General features: G+C 68.2%; 16 protein-coding genes. 10 read left to right on the top strand and 6 right to left on the bottom strand.

Going from position 1 to position 19,560, the window contains the following annotated elements:
• Positions 1-918: a DUF547 domain-containing protein gene (locus tag VZQ01_RS25600; protein WP_426744923.1), complete on the bottom strand. Its 918-nt coding sequence runs from the start codon at positions 916-918 to the stop codon at positions 1-3.
• 241 nt (positions 919-1,159) lie between these two features.
• On the opposite strand from VZQ01_RS25600, the gene VZQ01_RS25605 reads away from it, so the two are divergent.
• Positions 1,160-4,357 carry a TonB-dependent receptor gene (locus VZQ01_RS25605; RefSeq protein WP_426744924.1) on the top strand — a complete coding sequence of 1,066 codons (3,198 nt, stop codon included), beginning with the start codon at positions 1,160-1,162 and terminating at the stop codon, positions 4,355-4,357.
• Positions 4,358-4,384: 27 nt separating this feature from the next.
• Positions 4,385-5,128: a hypothetical protein gene (locus tag VZQ01_RS25610; protein WP_223747009.1), complete on the top strand. Its 744-nt coding sequence runs from the start codon at positions 4,385-4,387 to the stop codon at positions 5,126-5,128.
• 336 nt (positions 5,129-5,464) lie between these two features.
• Here the strand turns inward: VZQ01_RS25610 and VZQ01_RS25615 are convergent, their stop codons facing one another.
• From VZQ01_RS25615 to VZQ01_RS25630, 4 genes are all read right to left on the bottom strand, one after another.
• Positions 5,465-6,793: a right-handed parallel beta-helix repeat-containing protein gene (locus VZQ01_RS25615; protein ID WP_267699361.1), complete on the bottom strand. Its 1,329-nt coding sequence runs from the start codon at positions 6,791-6,793 to the stop codon at positions 5,465-5,467.
• A 201-nt stretch (positions 6,794-6,994) separates the two neighbouring features.
• Positions 6,995-8,188, bottom strand: a complete 1,194-nt coding sequence (locus VZQ01_RS25620) for an LLM class flavin-dependent oxidoreductase (RefSeq protein WP_426744925.1) — start codon at positions 8,186-8,188, stop codon at positions 6,995-6,997.
• 187 nt (positions 8,189-8,375) lie between these two features.
• Complete coding sequence (locus VZQ01_RS25625; protein ID WP_426744926.1) at positions 8,376-9,131, bottom strand: DUF5953 family protein; 756 nt, start codon at positions 9,129-9,131, stop codon at positions 8,376-8,378.
• Positions 9,128-10,024, bottom strand: coding sequence for a DUF6310 domain-containing protein (locus VZQ01_RS25630; RefSeq protein WP_426744927.1), 897 nt, complete (start codon positions 10,022-10,024; stop codon positions 9,128-9,130). Before VZQ01_RS25630 ends, VZQ01_RS25625 begins: the two co-directional genes overlap by 4 nt.
• Positions 10,025-10,127: 103 nt before the next feature.
• On the opposite strand from VZQ01_RS25630, the gene VZQ01_RS25635 reads away from it, so the two are divergent.
• The 8 genes from VZQ01_RS25635 to VZQ01_RS25670 all read left to right on the top strand — a co-directional run bounded on the left by VZQ01_RS25635 (position 10,128) and on the right by VZQ01_RS25670 (position 19,144).
• Positions 10,128-11,114, top strand: a complete 987-nt coding sequence (locus VZQ01_RS25635) for an RNA ligase family protein (protein WP_408889065.1) — start codon at positions 10,128-10,130, stop codon at positions 11,112-11,114.
• A 187-nt stretch (positions 11,115-11,301) separates the two neighbouring features.
• Complete coding sequence (locus VZQ01_RS25640) at positions 11,302-12,168, top strand: TolB family protein (protein WP_223747015.1); 867 nt, start codon at positions 11,302-11,304, stop codon at positions 12,166-12,168.
• Positions 12,165-12,806 (top strand): M23 family metallopeptidase, encoded by a 642-nt coding sequence (locus VZQ01_RS25645; protein WP_426744928.1) that lies wholly within the window; start codon positions 12,165-12,167, stop codon positions 12,804-12,806. The genes VZQ01_RS25640 and VZQ01_RS25645 overlap by 4 nt, the downstream gene beginning before the upstream one ends.
• Before the next feature lie 64 nt (positions 12,807-12,870).
• Positions 12,871-14,076 carry an RICIN domain-containing protein gene (locus VZQ01_RS25650; RefSeq protein WP_223747017.1) on the top strand — a complete coding sequence of 402 codons (1,206 nt, stop codon included), beginning with the start codon at positions 12,871-12,873 and terminating at the stop codon, positions 14,074-14,076.
• A 303-nt stretch (positions 14,077-14,379) separates the two neighbouring features.
• Positions 14,380-16,701 (top strand): Kelch repeat-containing protein, encoded by a 2,322-nt coding sequence (locus tag VZQ01_RS25655; protein WP_426744929.1) that lies wholly within the window; start codon positions 14,380-14,382, stop codon positions 16,699-16,701.
• Between the two features lie 145 nt (positions 16,702-16,846).
• The gene (locus tag VZQ01_RS25660) at positions 16,847-17,491 is read left to right on the top strand and encodes an HAD family hydrolase (protein WP_408889068.1); all 645 of its coding nucleotides are present in this window, start codon (positions 16,847-16,849) and stop codon (positions 17,489-17,491) included.
• Between the two features lie 23 nt (positions 17,492-17,514).
• Positions 17,515-18,561, top strand: coding sequence for a Rieske 2Fe-2S domain-containing protein (locus VZQ01_RS25665; protein ID WP_426744930.1), 1,047 nt, complete (start codon positions 17,515-17,517; stop codon positions 18,559-18,561).
• A gap of 7 nt (positions 18,562-18,568) precedes the next feature.
• Positions 18,569-19,144: an RNA polymerase sigma factor gene (locus VZQ01_RS25670; RefSeq protein ID WP_223747021.1), complete on the top strand. Its 576-nt coding sequence runs from the start codon at positions 18,569-18,571 to the stop codon at positions 19,142-19,144.
• A gap of 137 nt (positions 19,145-19,281) precedes the next feature.
• On the opposite strand, the gene VZQ01_RS25675 is transcribed toward VZQ01_RS25670, so the two are convergent.
• Positions 19,282-19,494, bottom strand: a complete 213-nt coding sequence (locus VZQ01_RS25675; RefSeq protein WP_267699368.1) for a hypothetical protein — start codon at positions 19,492-19,494, stop codon at positions 19,282-19,284.
• Positions 19,495-19,560 lie beyond the last annotated feature (66 nt).

Below are 19,560 nucleotides of genomic sequence, written 5' to 3' on the forward strand. Positions count from 1 at the left end.
TCAGCGCTCCGAGCGGACCTCGCGCGCCGCCGCATCCGGGAGCGCGGGGTCCTCCGGCTCGTACACGATGTGGCAGCGGTCCAGCTTCGGCCCACAGGCGTGGTCCAGGTCCGCGCGCGTGTCGCAGCCGGGACGCTCCTCGCAGGTGTCCGGCAGGAACGCCCAGACGAACTGGAGCACGTTGCCCCGGCGCCCCTCGGGCAGCGCGGCGAGGAAGTCCTCGCGCCAGGTCTCGAACAGCTTCGCCAGGTACACCGTGTCGCGGTCCAGGCGCACGTGGCGCTTGTCGCCCACGAACCGGCGGCTGGCCTCGTTGAGCTGCGCGTCGAGGAACTCGGGCTGGAAGTGGGTGCTGTCCATGCGAGGCCCGCCGCGCGTGGCCTGGAACAGCGCCAGGTGGATGCGCGGGTCGGCGTACTCCCGGGCGAGGATGCGGTGGTGCAGCGACCACAGCGTCATGCGCCGCCCGCCCACCTGCCACGAGCGTCCCCAAAAGAAGCGCCCGAGCAGCGGCCCGTGCACGCTCTCCAGATAGGGATACCCATCCACCACCTGCTGGAGCACCAGCGCGTGGTAGGCATTGAGCCAGAAGGCCAGCGCGTCCTCCGACGTCGGGAAGACGTCCGGACGGTTGTGCGGCGAGAACGACGCCAGCGATTCGACGAACCGGTCCAGCTCCGCGCGCTCGCGGCCGATGGAGGAGAAGTCCACATCCCCATCCGCGCGCACGTGCCGGAGCACCTTCTCGTAGCCCTGATAGTGGAAGGGCTCCGACGCGGACGGGACGGAGGCCGGCAGCAGGCCCTGCACATACAGCGCGGCCAGGGCGACCAGCGTGCTCGCGACGGCGAACACCACGGCGGGCACCAGGAGGCGGCGGCGGGAGGGCAGGGGAGCGTCCACGGGAGCGCGCAGCATAGACCAGTGCCGCGTCGCCCCGCGTCCGTCCGCCGCTCCGTCGCCCAGGCCGCGGGCGAGGCAGCGGCCCCTGTCGTGCCGAGGACGGTGGCCGCCCTCCAGCCCCACGCGGGCTCCGGATGGGCCCGTCCCCGCCCAGCCCGGTGACGCACCCCGGCGTGCCTACTGTTTAATTGGGGATTGTTGCTTTCTCGCGTCTTGAGACAGAGTGCCCTCCGGAATCAAAGGGAGGGAGTCAGCTTTGTCCATACGTGTGGGTCTCGCCCGCGGGGTGTGTCTCGCGGTCCTGCTCTGTGGCGCCGGAGCGTTCGCTCAAGGCGTCTCGGTCATCACCGGCACCATCACCAGCGCGGAGGACAAGAAGGCGCTGGGGGACGCGGTGGTGACGGCCACCTCGCCGAAGCTGCAGGGTGAGCGGGTGGTGGTCTCGGATGCGAGCGGCCTGTATCGCATCCCGCAGCTGCCGCCGGGCACGTACACGCTGCGCGTGGAGCGCGAGGGCTTCGAGCCCTTCGTGCGTCCGGACATCGTGCTGCGGCTGGACCGCACCATCCGGGTGAACATCCAACTGCTGCCCTCGGCGTTCGGCGAGGAGATCTCCATCAGCGCGGCGCCCACGCTGGACGTGGGCTCGAGCACGCAGGGCATGAGCGTGGACGCGGACTTCCTGCGCAACGTGGCCGTCATCCGTCCGGGCAGCAAGGGCTCCGCGTCGCGCTCGTTCGAGTCGCTGGCGGAGCTGGCGCCCGGCGCGGTGGAGGACCGCTACGGCGTGAGCGTCAGCGGCAGCAGCTCCCCGGAGAGCCAGTACGTGGTGGATGGCCTGTCGGTGAACGACCCGGGCGTGGGCACGCTGGGCACGCCGCTGTCGGTGGAGTTCGTCCAGGAGGTCAACGTCATCACCGGCGGCTACATGCCGGAGTACGGCCGCTCCACGGGCGGCGTGCTCAACGTCGTCACCAAGTCGGGCTCCAACGAGTTCCACGGCTCGGTGTTCGCGAACATGGCGCCGGGCTCGCTGCAGCGCAACGGCACCATCGTCCAGCAGGAGGGCAGCGTCATCTCCGCGCAGGGGCAGCCGTGGAACCAGGGAGACTTCGGGTTCGATTTGGGCGGCCCCATCATCAAGGACAAGCTCTGGTTCTACGCGGGCCTGGCGCCGTCGTTCAATCGCATCCGCGTGGACCGGCAGTTGAGCGCGCTGGAGATCTGCGGCGAGGGCGACACGAGGCCGGGCTGCACGAAGGCGGGCGACCGGGTCCGCGACCCGGAGACGGGCTTCGGGTTGGCGACGCCCATCGAGGGCTCGCGCACGCTGCGCTTCGCGGATGAGCGCAGCCTCCAGTACATGACCAAGCTGACGTACCTCTTCAACCCGGACCACAACCTGTCCGTGTCGGTGTTCGGCACGCCGCGCTCGTCGGGTGGCTCGGGCAAGTACTCCTTCAGCGACGACGGTGACCCGGAGGTGTGCGTGGGCCTGTCCTGCACCGCCTTCGTGCAGGGGAGCTACGACTCCATCGCCACGCGCCGCAGCAACGGGGTGATGGACATCGTCGCCAAGCAGTCGTCGTCCTTCTTCGACAAGAAGTTCCTGGTCGACGCGACGCTTGGCTGGCACCACCAGGCGGACAGCACGCTGCCGTCGGATGGCTCGGGGCTGTTGTCGCCCACGGGCCTGGCCGCGGAGCCGAACATCGCCTGGCGCCGCACGAGCAACCCCGGCCCGCGCTCCATCACCTTCTTCGAGACGCTGCGCGACCCGTCCGTCTGTGGCGCCACGCCGGAGGAGCAGCAGCTGCGGTGTCCCATCCGGGCCTACTCCACGGGAGGTCCCGGCACCATCAGCGAGCAGGAACTGGACCGTTTCCAGGGCAAGGTGATGGGCACCTTCCTGTTCCAGGCGCTCGGCCACCACATCATCAAGGCGGGCTTCGACGCGGAGCGGATGAGCTTCTACAACAATCGCGCGCGCACGGGCGGCGCTCCCTGGCAGGAGTGCGCCAACGGCCGCTGCTTCTTCACTCTCAACCAGTACGGCTACCTCGAGGGCCCGGACCAGCCGGTGTTCCTGGCCAGCAAGGAGGGCACGTCCACGTCGATGACGGTGGGCGGCTTCGTGCAGGACAGCTGGTCCATCCTGGACAAGGTGACGCTCAACGCGGGCCTGCGCTACGACGTGCAGACCATCCGAGGTCTGGACGACAAGGTGGGCCTGCATCTGCCCAACCAGTGGTCGCCGCGCGTGGGGCTCATCTACGACTTCACCCAGCAGGGGCGCTCGAAGCTGTTCGTCAACTTCGCGCGCTTCTTCGAGAACGTGCCGTTGGATTTGGCGGACCTGTCCTTCCCGCAGCAGCAGCTCCTGTCCGCCACGTACGGTGCGGAGAACTGCCTGCCGAGCGACCGGGAGTCACGGCTCACGGGCTGCATGGCGCCGGGCAACCGTCAGACCATCGGCAGCCGGGAGGGGCCGAACCAGCGCTGGGACGCGCAGGGTGGAGACCGCGTGCCGGTGGACCCGAACATCCGCGCGCAGTCCGCGGACGAAATCATGGTGGGTGGTGAGTACGAGGTGCTGCTCGGCCGCTTCGGCCTGACGTACACGCGGCGCGTGCTCAACGACGTCATCGAGGACATGAGCCGCGATGACGGCAACACCTTCTTCCTGGGCAACCCGGGCAAGGGGTTCTCGACGGACTTCCCCGAGGCGAAGCGCCACTACGACGCGGTGAACCTGTACTACCAGAAGGCGTTCACCGACGGCTGGCTGGCCCAGGCCAGCTACACGTGGTCCAAGCTGCGCGGCAACTACTCGGGTCTGTTCCGCGCGGACACCGGCCAGTTGTCGCCCAACCTCACGCGCGACTTCGACCTGGTGTCGCTGACCACCAACCGCGACGGTCCGCTGCCCGGGGACCGCACGCACTCGTTCAAGGCGTTCGGTGCGCGGGAGTTCAACCTGACGCGCACGACGAGCCTGAACGTGGGTGGTGGCTATCGGAGCCGCTCGGGCACGCCGCTCAACTACCTGGGCGCGCATCCTCGGCGCAGCGGCTCGGAGACGTTCATCCTGCCGCGAGGCAGCGCGGGTCGGCTGCCGTGGGTGCACAACATCGATACCCGCGTGAGCGTGAACCAGAAGCTGAGTGGCGACTACGTGCTGAGCATGTCGCTGGACGTGTTCAACGTCTTCAACTTCCAGCAGTACACGGCGGTGGACCAGACACTGACGAATACGCGGGTCTACGCCATCGAGCAGGGGGGCAAGCCCGCGGACCTGTCGGCGTGCCTCGTCGCCAACAACCCGGACTGCAAGGTCATCTCGACGGCGACGAACCTGCCCATCGTCCCCGCGGACATCAACCCCAACTTCAAGCGTCCCACGGCCTACCAGGCGCCGCGCTCCGTGCGGCTGGGCGCGAAGCTGACCTTCTAGGCGCTCGCCATGAAAGGACATCTGCCAATGATTCGTGGAATGGGATGGAGCGCGCTGGCGGCGCTGGTGCTCGCGGGCTGTGGGGTGGAGGACCCGGAGGCGCAGTGTGTGGTGGCGCGGGCCGTGACGGACGGCTCCATCGGCTCGTTCGCCACGGTGTACACGCTGCTGCCGGGACAGAACCCCGACCTGCAGTGCGCGCGGTTGGCGCCGGAGGCGGTGGGGATGCAGAAGTACTTCAGCCAGGACCCCAAGGCGCCGGACACGGTGGCGCTGCGCAGCGCGCGGATGGGGAAGCTGCTGGTGGACTTCAAGGACCGGCCGGACCTGGATGCGTCGCACACGCCGTACTCGGTGGGGCCGTTGGCCAGCGAGGGGCCGGGGGCGGACAATTTCTGCGACGTGCCGCAGTTGTCGACGACGCGTCTGGAGGTGCCGGCGACGGACACGCTGCCCGCGCAGAGCTTCGCGTACGAGTGGTCCAACCTGCGCATCTACAACACGCCGGGGATTCCCGGGACGCAGTTCAAGGCGGACCTGCGCTACTCGGAGAACGGGTGCACGGCGACGTACCAGGCCAAGGGCATCTGGCCGGTGGTGAGCTGCGCCACCGCGGGCAAGCCGGACGACGTGAAGTGCGACCCGTACCCGGACTTCGAGGCGGGCCGCCTGCGTGGCTCGGGAATCAATCCCGTGTTCCCGGTGAAGTGTGACCCCGTCGCGCTCATCTGCGTGCTCACGGGGGAAGTGCCGTCCGACGAGACGCCCTGAGCGAGCGTCGAGCCCCTTCCCGCTTCTGTGGATTGAAGCGGGGAGGGGGCGTGGCTCCTTGCGCGGCGGCCTGCGCGGAAGGGGCGCTGGTGAGTGAGTGTCAGGCGAGCTGAAGCCGCGCGTGCGTCGAGTCCGTCTTGCTCCGTGCGTTGGCGCGAGCTGCAAGAGCCTCTCCGCGAGAAGACGCCCCGAGGGCCGAGTCCCTTCCTGCGCTGTACGTCGCTGCAAGCGGAAGGGGCGCGCCGGTGAGCGGCCTTCAGGCGAGAGATGCCGGGCTCGGTCTCGCCGAGTCCAGGCTCGCTCGGGACAGTCGAACGGGTGGGACTTCCCCTGCTCCTACTGGAGTGGGGTGGACTTCTGGTCCACGCCCGACACGCGGCGCCACTGCGCGAGGCTGCGGGTCTCCTCGGGGTCGGCCTTGAAGGTGCCCTCGGCGGCGTACTGGTTGCCGTCCATCTTCAGGCCGGGGCGGTGCTTGCCCAGTCGCACCAGGTGCCGACCCTGGATGGAGTTGCCGCGCACGGTGAGGTTCTCGCTGGGCGCGCCGTTGGAGCCCAGCCCGAGCATCATCCCGAAGCCCTCCGTGTCGGAGATGGTGTTGCCCACCACCGTCACGTCGCGCGAGTTCTCCACGCGGATGCCCGCGCCGTCGCTGCCGCCGCTCTGGGTGATGCCCTTGATGGTGTTGCCGCGCACCACGACGTTGGCGGGGCTGGGCTGGTTCCCCTCGCGCGAGCCGCCCACCGCGATGCCGCGTCCCGCGTCGGAGATGCGGTTGCCCTCGATGCGCACGTTCCGCGCGGAGAAGTGGACGACGACGGCCTCGCCCGCCGACGTGGGGGACTTGCGGAAGCCGTACATCGTGTTGTCACGGATGACGACGTCGTGGCACGTCTTGATGTCCACGGCGTTCTCGTCGTTGTCGTGGAGTTGGTTGCCCTCGATGACCACGTTGCGCGCGGGCGCCTGACCCTTGCGGTCCGGCAGCAGGCACTGCACCGAGTCGCCCGAGTTCCCGTGGATGTCATTGCCGCGCACGGTGATGTTCCGCGACGTGGCCTGGATGACCACGCCGTGCGAGTCGCCCTTGGGCGCCCGGCGGAAATCGTGGATGTGGTTGTTCTCGATGAGCACGTCGCGCGCGCCACCGTGCGTCGCGACGCCGGCGCCCAGCGTGCCGTGGTGGATGTGGCAGCCGGTGAGCACCGCGCCGGTGGTGTCGCCCTCGAAGAGGACGGCGAAGCGCGGCTGCCCGCGCACGTCGATCTCGAAGCCCTCGATGACCCAGTGGGGCTTTCGCACCTGCACCAGCGTGCCGCCGCGCGCCGTCGGAATGATGCGGGGCTTGCCCTCGCCCAGCAGCGTGATGGGGGCGTTCGGCTTGCCGGCCTTCACGGCGGGGCCATCGATGAAGACGCCCTCGGCGTACTCACCTGCCTGGACGCGGATGACCTCGCCGGGACCCGCGTTGCGCACCGCGCGGCCGATGGTCCGGAACGGGGCGCGCTTCGTCCCCGCGGCCATGTCGTTGCCCGAGGGGCTCACGTACCACTCGCGGGTGAAGCGGCGGGGACGCGGGGAGGAGGCCTTCGCGACGCTCTCCTGGCTGCCCTGCTCCCGGGCACTCGGGGGCTCTGCCGCCCATGCGGGCGTCGTGGCCCACATGGCGCAGGCAAGGCCCCATCCCAGTGTTCGCTGGCCGACCCTCATCCCCATCCCCTTCCGCACGAGACCGTCCCCAAGGTGCGCACGATGGCGCCCTGGGGAAGCGGGGCGAGGTGGGAGTTGTGCGCCCTGGCGAGCGAGGCGCCGGGACGGAGGACTCCAGGAGCGACGAACGGTCCTCGGAGCCCTCCGCCAGGGGGCTCAGGGAGGCGCGGGCGTCTTGAACTCGGGGATGAGCTCGCCGGTGAGGCGGATGCTCTTGAGCACGGCCTCGTGGGAGAGGGCGCCCACCTGGTGGAAGGACATCAGCGCGTCGATGCCCAGGGCCTCGTAGCGCTTGAGGCCCTGGCGCACCTGGTCCTTCGTCCCGACGATGAGCGAGTCCTGGGCGCTCAGCACCTCCCAGACCTGCTCATCGGGCACGGCCTCGCCGGACATGATGCGGCCGAGGATGCGCTGGGCCTGGGACTGGGGTGCGTTGGGGTCCTTGCGTCGCAGGTACTGGCCCGTGAGCCCGCCGCCAGCGGGGTCCTTGGCGAGCGCTTCCAGCTCCGCGGCGGATTTGACGAAGTGGTCCTTGGCCTCGAAGAACGTGAAGGAGCCGCTGGTGTACCAGGCGGCGGCCTTCGCGGCGCCGTTCTGCATCGCCTCGCGCTCGGTGTCAGCGCAGTGCACGAAGGTGAAGAAGGCCACCTGGTCGTTCACGAAGTCGCCGACGGGCTCACAGCGGGTCCGCAGCGCTTCGCGGTAGAGGTGGATCATCTCCGCGACTTCTTCGGGGGAGGCCCACAGCGTCACGCCGAGCGCGCCGACGCCGTTGCGTCCGGCCTGTTCGAAGGACGCGGGGCTGGAGCACGCCTGCCACAGCGGCGGGTGCGGCTTGCGGAAGGGCTTGGGGACGACGTTGATGTCCTTGACGCGGAAGTCCGGTGAGTCCCAGGAGAACTTCTCCTGGGTCCACAGCTTCGGAATCATCTGGAAGGCCTGCTGCATCTGCGAGCGGGTGGCGTCGGGCTCGATGTTGAAGACGCGCCACTCGGGGATGGTGCTGCGGGCCATGCCGAGCTGGAAGCGGCCGCCGCTCAGGTGGTCGAGGAACGCGGAGCGCTCGGCGATGCGGATGGGGTGGTTGAAGCGCGCGGGCGCGAGCGCCGCGGAGTGCCCCACGTGGATGTTCTGGGTGCCCATCGCGATGGCGGTGAGCATGACCTCGGGTGCGGAGCTGTAGCTGAACTCCACCGCAGTGTGGTGTTCCACCTGCCACCAGACGCCGTAGCCCATCTCGTCCGCGAGCCGCGCCTGTTCCAGCGTCTCACGGATGAGATGATGCTCGTGGTCCGCGCCCGTCCACCGCTCCTTCGGGTGCTGCATCTCCGAGAAGATGTCGAGTCTCATGTCCGGTCCTCCCCCTGTAGACCTCGGGTTGCGGAAGACTGTAGCACCGTGGGTGAAGCAATCCGTTCCCCTGGCCCAATCCTTGTCAGGGGGAGGGCCTGGGTTGACATCCATTGTTTGTTTCGGCGGAGGGGCCCGCAAGCGCCGGTTCCTCGTGATGGACGTGCGGGCACCCGGAGCCGAGGAGTCAAGACGCCGCGCGGCCACCGATTTCCGGGAAGCGCGCATAGGCGCGCTGGAGCGCGTCCAGATGAGCGGGGTCGTCCAGGTCGAGTGGTGCCTCCGTGAGCTGTACGACCCAGCCCCCTGTCGCCGTGCGTCGAGCCCGTGAGAGCAGCTCCGCGTCACGGGAGGGGTCCGGGAACCCAATGGCCTGTGCGGCGGCGGAGGACCAATAGTTCAGCCACCCGAGGTGACGTGGCGTCTCAGGTGAATGGATGTCCCATGGCATCTTCAACGCGGGCAGTCCGAGTGGCGGCTTGCTGGGGCCGTATCTCTTCGGGCCGGTCTGGTCCGCGATGACCTCCATGATGGCCCCCGGTGCCACGAGGCCCCACAGCGCCCGGATGCCCTCTGCCACTTGCTCCAACACATCCGCAGCTGCCGCGAGAGCGACCGTGTCCTGCGGTAGCTTCGCATGAACCTGAAGCTGGGGCTGGCCTCCTGGACTCTCACTGGCGAGTTGTTGCCGCCCTACAACCGTCACCGGGTAGCGCTCGTCCCCGTTGCAAACAAGAGGAAACTCTCCGCGTGCGGCTGCCTCGGCGAGCCATGCGTCGCGCTTGGGTATCGCGATGAGCTGACCTTTATTTGAAACCTGCCACGTCATGCTCAGGCCGGGGAACGCCCGCTCCAAGCCGTGGACGGCAGCGAGCGGACGGCCATCGTTCTCACTGAGCGCAGATGCATAGAGGTTCAGAATGAGGCGGTTTCGAGTGCTCATCGCGTGCACCCCGTCACGACAATGTCAAAGGTGTCGTCTGCCATCTTCAGTTCAGCTTTGTGCGTAACGGTGCTGACGCCAATGACGAAGTCATAGCCACAAGTCCGTGCGATACTCCGCGCATCCTTGAACTCTCTTATCTGGTCTTCGATGACCCGTTCCCGGAGGAAGTCACTGTACGTGTCGAACTGGTAGGTCTTGATTTCCCATAGGACACGCGCACCGACTTGAAGCGCATCGAAGCGCTTGCCACCCACCAGCACGTCCATTCCAGGATATCGGTTGGGCGGAAACTTATCGGCGCACTCGTCATGGGCGGCATCCTCGCCCGCGTGCGGCACCGGGACGGGCTTGCAGTCCGGTCGGCGCTCACTCGCCACTGGCTCGGTCGGTCCTGGAGGAAACCAGTCCTGCCCTGATGGCTTGGGCTTTCGGTCTGCCGCAGGCTTCTTGAGGGGCTGCGTCTGGACCTCGGACCTTGCGCTCGCACGGGATGCCCGCCGATACGCAGCCAACTCCTCGCTGATGGCGGCTGCCACCACGACCGCACCTGCGACAATCACGGCCCCGACGATGATTTCGGGCGCAATCAGAACGCAGACGCCCAAGCCAAGTGCGGCGGCTCCCGCGGAGGCGACCGAGCATCGTCCCGTGACATCACGAAACTCGAGCCGGTCATGGTCGAGCGAATGGAAGCACCGCTCCACCAGCACGGCCCATTCGTTGGAGGCCTCCCGCACCACACAGCGCCCGTCATCCACCCACGGCAGAGTCGCCGCTCTCTGGAGGTTGGCGACCCTGGAGTCTTGGGCCGCTGAGCCTCGTGTGTTCGACTCTGTCGTCGCGCAGGCCGAGAGTAGCAGCAGAAGTGCGGCGCAGGCGCGGAGTCGCATGGTCACGTCCGTTCAATCAGGCCGGGCTGTCGCGGGTCAAGAAGGGCCAACCGCGTCCGAGCGGGGACAGCGCCGCGCGGCCACTTCAGGCATTCTCCCGCGCATGGCACAGCCACCTCCCTTCCGGACCTACGCGAAGATGCCCGCGGCGGGCGAGCCGAAGTCGGTCCCCAGTCCCGGCGGCCCGTGGATCGCACTGGAGAAGGTCCATGGCGCGCAGCTCGTCATCGCCGTGCGTGAGGGACAGGCGTGGTTCGGCAAACGCAAGGCGTGGCTGACCGAGGAGGAGTCCTTCTTCGGATGGCAGCTCGTCCGAGCACAGCTGGGCCACGCCGCCGAGCAGATGGCCCAGGCGCTGGGGGCGGCCACCAGCACGTTGTACTTCTACGGAGAGCTCTTCGGCGGGCACTATCCGCATCCCCAGGTGCCACCCGTGCCGGGCCTGTCCGCCGTGCAGACGGGCATCTGGTATGCGCCAGACCTTCGCTGGTCTCCGTTCGACGTCCTGCTCGCGCGAGATGATGAAGACGAGGGCGTCTTGCTGGCCCACCCGGAGCTGGAGGCCGCGGCGAGGGACGCGGGGCTCATGACGCCTCCCGTGCTTCGCAGGGGAACCCGCGGCGACATGGACAGCGTCCCCACCCGGTTTCCGACGCGGGTCCCCGGCCTGTTGGGGTTGCCGACGCTCGCCGACAACGTGGCGGAGGGGCTGGTCATCAAGAGCGAACTGCGCGTCTCCCCGAGCGCGCGTGCCTCCGTCAAACGGAAGATCGACGAGTTCAGCGAGGGCCGCTTCGACGAGAGCGAGGCGTGGAGTCCGCACCAGCCCCTCTCTGTGGAGACGCTCGTGGACTGGTCCTTGAGATTGGTCAACCCCGCGCGAATCGCCAGCGCCATCTCCAAGTGTGGACGCGACCACGTCGACGCCCTGCTCGACGAAGTGGTCCTCGACGTGCGCGTGGACCTGGAGCTGGCGTTCCCGCTTGCCTATCGCTCGCTCGATGTCGCGGCGGAGGAACTCCTCTCGTCTCGGATTCGCGAGCGAGCCCGTGTGCTCATCCAAGCCGCGCTGGTGCCTCACGGTGTGTGACGACAAATGGACAGCATCCCGCCATCTTCAATCGGCCTCCCATTTTCTTCTGTCGCCGTGAATACACGCAGTCTTCAATTTTGCGTGGGCAAGTAATTATTGATTTCCAGGCAACTCGTTCCTGAGCGGCAGGAAAACCCATTCGTCACACATCACCGAATGGGTTTCCCCTCACCCCTGGAGCGACATGAGAAGACAATTCCTGGCACTCACCGTGCTGACGCTGGCTGCGACCAGCGCCGCCGCGGCGGACCGCATGAATCCGACGGACCTGCGCCGCGTGACGAAGGCGCGTGAGCACCTCGTCCCCGCCGTCGCGAAGGAGTTCGGACCCAAGGCCCGGTTCGTCCACCTCTTCGGGCAGGGCAAGGGAATGCTGGCCGGCGTCGTCGCGGAGATTCCCGCCGACGCCCTGGGCACGGACGAGCTGCCGCTGCTGGCCATCGTCCAGTATGACGAAACCACGGGCGCGGTGCGCGTGGTGGGCCGTGAGTTCAAGTACCGCGAGGCCCGCACGGTAGGCCCCGAGGTGGCGCTGCTGGATGGCGAGGGCAATCTGCACCTGCGCGACGCCAACGGCCGCGAGCGTCTGCTGGCGCAAGGCGTGGGCGGGGACCTGTTCCCCACGGCGAAGGGCGACGCCCTGGTGGCCACACTGGCGATGTCCCGTGGGCCCAAGCACGAGACCTCCGTGGGCCTCATCGACCTGAAGGGCCGCGTGAAGGTGCTCGCGGATGGGCCCGGCGTGGACGCGACGCCCAGCATCTCTCCGGATGGACGGACCGTGGTCTTCGTCTCCGGCCGCACCACCGTCGCATCGTTCTACGTGACGGACGTGGACGGCGCGGCGCCCAGGCAGCTCACCAACCTCGGGATGGACAGCACGATGCTGTATGGCGGCCCGCCCAAGGGCTTCGTGCCACCGCCCGTCTCCAGTCATCACATGACGTGGTTGAGCGACGACGTGCTCCGCTACAACGCGGGCGGCGGGGAGTTCTGGAAGCTGAACGTGCGGACGGGCGAGGCCTCCGCGGACCTGGGCGGTGAGAAATGAGTCTCGCGATTCGGCAACTGCTCATGCTGGCGCTGTGTGTCCTTCCGGCCCTGGCCTCCGCGCAGACGATGTTCCGCTTCCCCGCGTCGCAGCTCGCGGACCAGTGTGGCAACGGCGGCTGTACCGTGAGCGCCTACAAGGACTACGGCGGTCGGGACTACGCGTGTGGAGGCGTGCGCTACAGCGGCCACACGGGCACGGACTACGCGCTGGTCGGCGGGTTCAGCAAGATGGACTACGGCGTCTGGGCGATGAACGCCGCGCGGGGCTACATCGAGTCCAACGTGGATGGGTATTACGACCGGTGCAACTACTGGAACCAGTCCAACCCCTACGCCGCCTGTGGTCTCTACACAGCCAACTACATCATCATGCGGCACCCGGACAACACCCAGACCTGGTACTGGCACCTGAAGGCCTATACGCAGCAGTTCGCCCGGGGCACGTCGCTCGACTGCGCCTACTGGATTGCGCGGGTGGGCTCGTCCGGGGCCTCCACGGGGCCGCACCTGCACTTCGAATACTGGGTGCCGGGCTACGGCACGGATGACCCGTACGCGGGTTCCTGCGGCACTCCACACACGCGTTGGACCTCACAGGGCGCGTACCGGGGCCTGCCGGGAATCGCCTGTCAGTAGCTCACGCTTCCATCGCCGGCGTGGTGGGTTGGGATTGCCCGCCACGCCTGGCGTAGGATGAGGCGTGCACTCTCCAAGATGGCTCCTCCTGGTTGCCCTGACGTTCGCCTGCGTCGCCTCCGCGGCAAGCCCCGCTCCCAGCTACCGGACCCGGGCCATCGAGGGCTGGACGGTTCGCATCGATGACCGCCTGCTGTCAGCGGCGAACAAGCCCCTGACGGACAAGGCCCTGGTGCTCCTGGGGGCGCAGCTCAAGGAGGTCGTCCGGCTCATCCCCGCGGGGCCCGTGGCGCAGCTCCGCAAGGTGACGCTGTGGCTGTCGCCGCCCTATCCCGACGCGCCGGATGCGGCCCGGTACCATGCTGGCAGGGTCTGGCTGGGCCAGCCCGGTCGCAACATGGCGATGCTGAAGGGCATCGAGTTCTCGAACGTCCTCATCTTCGAGAAGGAAACCAGGCGGATGCCGCTCTTCGTGCTCCACGAGCTCGCCCACGCCTATTACGACCAGGTGCTCCACCAGCACGCCGACATCCGGGCCGCCTATGCGCGCGCGGTGGCAAGCAAGAACTACGAATGCGTGGAGCGTCGGCGTGCGTCCGACAAGCCCATCACGTTCGAGCGTGCGTATGCCATCCTCGACGACTGGGAGTACTTCTCGGAGACCTCGGAGGCGTTCTTCGGCCGCAACGACTACTTCCCATTCACGCGTGAAGAGCTGGCCAGTCACGACCCGGGCATGCTCATGCTGCTCGAGCGGATGTGGCAGATGCCCACGACCACGGCCACGCCTCCCGCCACGCCACCTCCGTCCGCCGACTTCGATGCGCGTTGCTACTACCGGCTGACGACCCTGTGGCAGGGCGAGGGCATGTCGCTGGACATCCTCGGGGATGGCAAGGACGACAACGTGCCCATCCTCGCCAGGTCGGCGGAGCTCACGGGTCAGAAGTGGAAGGTGACGCCGGAGGCCAACGGCTACTACCGGTTGACGACCCAGTGGCGTGGGGCCGACCTGTCCCTGGCCAGCACCGCCGACAATCGCCCCCTGCTCGTCAAGACCGCGGATGTTCCGGAGCAGCGGTGGAAGTTGATTCCGGAGCCCAACGGCATCTATCGGCTGACCACCCAGGCGCAGGGTGATGCGCAGTCCCTGGGCATCCTCAATGACAGCAAGGAGAACAACATCTCCGTCCTCTCCAAGACGACCTGCAATGACTCGGCACAGTTGTGGAAGGTGACCTCCGAGTGGCCCGTGAAAGAGGCGCTGTGAGCGACGCCCCGATGGGCGTGCTGGCCACTCGTTCGGGTCAAGGCGACTCCAGGGCGAGGCCGTCCGCTCCCATGGGTCCGTCCCTGTCACGCGAGGGTCTGGGCTGACATCCATTGTTTGTTTGAAGTGAGGGTGTTTCCCGGGCGCGAGGGAATGGTCTACTTCGCGGGCTCGCACGCGCTGGTTCCCTCAAGGCGCGTGTGAGCGTTTCCCCACGGCCCGCGACCCTCCGCTCACCTTGCATCCACCTCCTTCGTCGGAGGGCGAGGCCGTTTCCTGCTCGTGCTGGAAAGGAACGCCCGAATGAGGATGCAAGCCAGGCAGCGCTGGAGTCAGTTGTGTTGGGTCATCGCGATGGTGTTCACCGTCTGGGGCTGTGGCTCCTCCGTTGAGCAGGAGCAGACGGGCTCCGTGGAGTTCATGAGCGCGGTGTCCGACGCGCTCGCGGGAGAGGACGTCACCCGCGTCACGGTGACGCTGACGGCCACGGGCGTGCCCGCGTCGACGGTGGTGTTGACGCAGGAGTCCGGGGCGTGGCGCGGCACGTTCCACCAGGTGCCCGTGGGCAGCGCGCGGACCTTCACGGCGGAGGCGTTCGATTCACAGGGCGCGCTGCGCTATCGCGGCGTGGCGGAGGGTGTCACCATCGTCGCGGGCGAGACGGCGGTGGTGGCAATCACGCTCCAGTCGCTCTCCAGTGGTACCCCGTTCGAGAACACGGTGCCGTGCATCGACTCGCTCATCGCGTCGGCGAGCGTGGTGATGCCGGGTGGGAGCATCGTCCTTCGCGCCACGGCGCACGACAAGGACACCCAGGACACGATTTCGTACGCGTGGAGCGCGACCGGTGGCTCCTTCACCACGACGGGCACGGCGACCACCACGTGGACCGCGCCGCAGGTGGCGGGTGAGTTCGCGCTGACGCTCACGGTGACGGACTCGCGTGGCGCGGCGACGAGCCTGCGCATCGACGTGCGGACGCTGTCGACGGATGGCGGGGCGGGGATGGGCAGCGCGAACGTGACGGTGTCCTTCAACATGGCGCCCACGGTGCGCGGAATCACGGTCACCCGTTCTCCGGTGCCGGTGGGGCAGGGGACCACTGTCACCGTGGACGCGGTGGACGCGGATGGGGATGCGCTGAGCTACCAGTGGTCCACGACGTGCGCGGGTGCGTGGACGCAGGCGACGTCCGCCGCCGCGACCTTCACGCCGAGCGCCGTGCCGGCCGGTGACCCGTGTGGCAACTGCGCGCTCAACGTCAGCGTGTCGGACGCGCACGGTGGACGGACGCAGGGCACGCTGCGCATCTGCGTGGGCCCTGGCACCGGTCCGAGCATCCCTCCGCGCATCGTGCAGGCGTACCAGTCCGCGACCACGGTGGCGGGCGGTGAGTCGGTGACGCTGCGGGTGCTGGCGGAGGACGGAGATGGCGGGGCGCTCGGCTTCGGCTGGGCGGCGAGCGTCGGCACGCTGGGCACGGCGACGAGCGGCTTCACCTCCAGCGAGGTGCGATGGACGGCGCCGGCCTGTGTCGCGCAGGGCAGCGCGCCGACCGTGACGGCCACCGTCACGAATGCTCGCGGCTTCTCCGCGTCACACACGTTCAACGTGAGCGTGGTGAATGGGACGAACTGTGGCAGTGGCTCCGCCGCGAAGTGGGATGCGACGGGGAGCATGCTTGAGGCGCGCATCCGCCATCAGTCCCTCGTGCTGCCGTCTGGCAAGGTGCTGGTGACTGGAGGGTATGCCGGCTCGACCTTCATGCCTTCGGCTGAACTCTACAACCCGGAGACGGGGAACTGGACTTCCGCAGGCAGCATGCGCCGGGCTCGCATCAACCACACGATGACCGTGCTGCCCTCCGGCAAGGTTCTCGTGGCAGGAGGTCTTGCGAGCACGAGTGTGAACTCGCTCATGCGCGACGTGGACCTATATGACCCGCAGACGAACACCTGGACAGCAGCGGCTCCGATGACGTTCGAACGGGAGTCGCATACGGCGACGTTGCTGCCCTCAGGCAAGGTCCTGGTGATTGGTGGTACGTACTTCACGAGCGGAGGGATACGCATTCCCGAGCTTTATGACCCCGAGACGAACTCCTGGACGCCTGTTGCGACCGTGAATGCGACGATGAATCGTTCGGGCCACTTCGCGCTCCTGTTGCCGTCGGGAAAGGTCTTGGTCGCGGGAGGTGGTGCGCCAGCCGAACTCTATGATGTGGCCACGGACACTTGGAGCCTTGCTACGGGGCTGACGGGAACCTCCTGGACGCGAGCCTTCTTGTTGCCCTCCGGAAGGGTCCTCGTTCACGCCAGCAGCTCTTTGGCGGAGTACGACCCAGCACTCAACCAGCAGAGGACTGCCGGCTCCTGGATTCACGGTCGGACCTGGTCGTGTCTGCTCATGCTTCCGTCTGGGCGCCTGCTCCAGACGGGAGGCACGGAGGGTATCAGCGCGACCGCTGAGCTGTTCGACCCCTCGGTTGGGACGGCTCGCTATATCGTGAGCATGCCCACGACGCGGGCCTATGCCCCATGCTCCCTGCTTTCGAATGGCAAGGTGCTCATCTCCGGTGGCATGGGCGACACGGTCTTCAACACCGCCATCCTCTTCACCCCGTAACCCACACAGTCCCGCCACCCTCGCGTGACACGGCGCGAGGGTGACGGCCCCTCTCCGGGCACCTGTGCGCTCACAGGCTCGGGTGCCCATCCCCCACGGCTCCAAACACGTGCCCCCAACCCCCGAACCACGTATGCAGGAGCGCATGAGCCGCGCTGACTCCCGTGGAATCCTCTTCGACCTCGACGGCACGCTGGTGGACTCGCTGCCGGACATCATCGACAGCTTCCTGTACGCCTTCCCCGCGAATGGCCTCCAGGCTCCCACCTACGCCCAGGTGCGCGCCCTCATCGGCCTGCCGCTCGACATCATGTACGCGGAGTTCGCGCCCCAGCACGTGCCCGCGCTGTGCGCCTCCTACCGCGAGCACTACCCGCTCAACTTCCACCGCAACTCCCGCCCGTACCCCGGCGTCCTCGAGCTCCTCCACACCCTGCGCGAGCGCGGCTACCTGCTGGCCGTCGCCACCACCAAGAAGAGCCCCATGGCCCGCCGCTTCGTCGACGCCATGGGCCTGGGTGACGTCCTCCACCACGTCCAGGGCACCGACGACTTCCCCCACAAGCCCGCGCCGGACGTCCTCCACCGCGCCCTCGCCGCGCTCGGCACGCAGGGCCTGTGGATGGTCGGGGACACCTCCCTGGACCTCCGCGCCGGCAAGGCCGCCGGCCTGCGCACCTACGGTGTCACCTGGGGCACTCACCCCGTGGAGGAGCTCGCCCGTGAAACGCCGGATGAGCTCCAGCCAGACCTGAAAAGACTGCTGGAGCGCCTTCCTCCCCTGTCCTGAGTGGCCCGCTATACTTGGAAAGTATGGAGCCACTGCCCGACGTCCTTCGTCACTTCCACCCCGTGCTCCCTTCCGAGTCGCTTCGCCGAGAGCCCGTGCGCGTGGAGGTGGCCGGTCGGGCCTACGCGCTGTTCCGGGACGAGAAGGGGAGCCCCGCGGCGCTGGCGGACACGTGTCCCCACCGCTTCGCGCCCCTGTCCAAGGGCAAGGTGCGCCCGGACGGCCGGCTCCAGTGCCCGTACCACGGCTGGCGCTTCGACTCGCAGGGCCGGGGCTCCAATCCCAGCCAACCCGAGCTCAAGCACTGCGACGTGAAGAGCTTCCAGGTCGTGGAGCACCACGGCTACCTGTGGCTGGCCCACCGGGAGACGCCGCGCTCGGCCCTGCCCGAGCTGCCCCTGAACGACGGCTACGTCTTCGGCGGCAGCTTCTCGGTGCCCTTCGAGGCGCCGCTGCACGTCTCGCTCGACAACTTCAGCGAGGACGAGCACACGCCCTACGTGCACACCCGCCTGGGCTGGGACGACCCGCACGCGGGCCAGGTCGAGTTCGACGCGACGAACCACGACGACCACACCGAGGTCCACTACCGCGCCCCCCAGCGCCCCGCGCTCCTGATGAAGCTGCTCGGCGTGCGCAGCGGCGACTTCTTCCACAATGACTGGGTGACGCGCTTCGACCCCGTGCAGAGCGAGTACGTCGTGAGCTGGGTGTCCCCCACGGGGCAGAAGCGGCCGTTCATCACCCGCGCCAACATCTTCTTCGTGCCGGAGACGGCCAGGCGCACGCGCCTGCATGTCTTCTCCTTCCTGCGCTGCGTGCACCCGTGGCTCACCCCCTTTCTGCCCGTGGCGGCGAAGGTGGCGCGCGAGCTCACCCGCTGGGAGATTGTCGACGACGCGCGCTTCATCCCCACCGTCGCGGACACGCCCTACAGCCACAAGGGCATGCGGCTGGACCGCTACGACAAGCCGCTCGTCCACCAGCGCCGGCTGATGGAGCGCATCTATTTCCGTCAGCCTCGCGCCGTCACCGAGGACGAGGTGCCCGTGCGAGAGGCGGTAGGCTGAAGGGCGCATGAGCCTGGATGAACGCGTCCTCGAAACCCTCGTGGCCCAGCGAAGGCGCTTCCTCGCCTTCCTGGCCCCGCGTGTCGGCAGCCCCGAGGAGGCCGAGGAGGTCCTCCAGCTCGCCCTGGTGAAGGGCCTGGAGAAGGGCGAGGCCCTGCGCGACGAGGAGAGCGCGGTGGCCTGGTTCTACCGCCTCCTGCGCAACGTGCTGGTGGACCGCCACCGCCGCGCGCGGCGCGAGTCCCAGGCCCTGGCCCTCGAGGAGGCCGAGGCGCCTCGCTCCACCGAGGACACCGCCGCGCTCGAGTCCACCGTGTGCGCGTGCGTGGCGGGGCTCGCCGACACCCTCAAGCCCGAGTACGCCCAGGCCATCCGCCGCGTGGACCTGGAGGGCACGCCCGTCTCCGCCTTCGCGGGGGAAGAGGGGCTCACCGCCAACAACGCCGCCGTGCGCCTGCACCGCGCCCGGCAGGCCCTGGGCCGCAGGCTCATCGAGCTGTGCGGGACGTGCTGCACCCACGGCTGCGTGGACTGCGTCTGCGAGCCGGACCGTCCCCGCGTGGGTGACGCGCCTTCATCCTGAGGTGGGGTGGAGCCGCGGTGCCTGCATCCGCGCACGCAAGGCGCGAGGGCTCGACGCGGAGGGGATTCCCGAGGGCCGTCTTGCTTCGTGGAGTCATGTGCTCCACGAAGGCTCGACGGATTCCCGCTGGACGGGCGTCAGTGCGCCGGTTGAGCGGGTTCCTGTTGCGGCTGCGAGCCAACCCCGACCCGGGCCTCGTACGCGTTGCAACCGCTCGCGCCGGAGACCTTCAGGTCGAACTTCCGCAGACTCGCCTGCATGCAGCGCTGCGTCTCGTTGTCACTGGGGTTGGGCTTGTCGCTGGCGAAGTAGCGACAACCCTTGCAGTTGCCCCACGTTCCTTCCGCCATGTTGACCTCCTCGGTGAAAAGGGTGCTTCGACTTCTCTCCGAGGGTGGGGCCGGTGGTGGGCTCCC

This window comes from Myxococcus faecalis (assembly GCF_050039385.1).
In the GTDB taxonomy this organism is placed as follows: domain Bacteria; phylum Myxococcota; class Myxococcia; order Myxococcales; family Myxococcaceae; genus Myxococcus; species Myxococcus fulvus.

Excerpts from the sequence above, each read along its gene's own strand:
- VZQ01_RS25600 (WP_426744923.1), bottom strand. The coding sequence starts at position 918 with ATGCTGCGCGCTCCCGTGGACGCTCCCCTGCCCTCCCGCCGCCGCCTC.
- VZQ01_RS25610 (WP_223747009.1), top strand. The coding sequence starts at position 4,385 with ATGATTCGTGGAATGGGATGGAGCGCGCTGGCGGCGCTGGTGCTCGCG.
- VZQ01_RS25615 (WP_267699361.1), bottom strand. The coding sequence starts at position 6,793 with ATGTGGGCCACGACGCCCGCATGGGCGGCAGAGCCCCCGAGTGCCCGG.
- VZQ01_RS25620 (WP_426744925.1), bottom strand. The coding sequence starts at position 8,188 with ATGAGACTCGACATCTTCTCGGAGATGCAGCACCCGAAGGAGCGGTGG.
- VZQ01_RS25625 (WP_426744926.1), bottom strand. The coding sequence starts at position 9,131 with ATGAGCACTCGAAACCGCCTCATTCTGAACCTCTATGCATCTGCGCTC.
- VZQ01_RS25630 (WP_426744927.1), bottom strand. The coding sequence starts at position 10,024 with ATGCGACTCCGCGCCTGCGCCGCACTTCTGCTGCTACTCTCGGCCTGC.
- VZQ01_RS25635 (WP_408889065.1), top strand. The coding sequence starts at position 10,128 with ATGGCACAGCCACCTCCCTTCCGGACCTACGCGAAGATGCCCGCGGCG.
- VZQ01_RS25640 (WP_223747015.1), top strand. The coding sequence starts at position 11,302 with ATGAGAAGACAATTCCTGGCACTCACCGTGCTGACGCTGGCTGCGACC.
- VZQ01_RS25645 (WP_426744928.1), top strand. The coding sequence starts at position 12,165 with ATGAGTCTCGCGATTCGGCAACTGCTCATGCTGGCGCTGTGTGTCCTT.
- VZQ01_RS25655 (WP_426744929.1), top strand. The coding sequence starts at position 14,380 with ATGAGGATGCAAGCCAGGCAGCGCTGGAGTCAGTTGTGTTGGGTCATC.
- VZQ01_RS25660 (WP_408889068.1), top strand. The coding sequence starts at position 16,847 with ATGAGCCGCGCTGACTCCCGTGGAATCCTCTTCGACCTCGACGGCACG.
- VZQ01_RS25665 (WP_426744930.1), top strand. The coding sequence starts at position 17,515 with ATGGAGCCACTGCCCGACGTCCTTCGTCACTTCCACCCCGTGCTCCCT.
- VZQ01_RS25670 (WP_223747021.1), top strand. The coding sequence starts at position 18,569 with ATGAGCCTGGATGAACGCGTCCTCGAAACCCTCGTGGCCCAGCGAAGG.
- VZQ01_RS25675 (WP_267699368.1), bottom strand. The coding sequence starts at position 19,494 with ATGGCGGAAGGAACGTGGGGCAACTGCAAGGGTTGTCGCTACTTCGCC.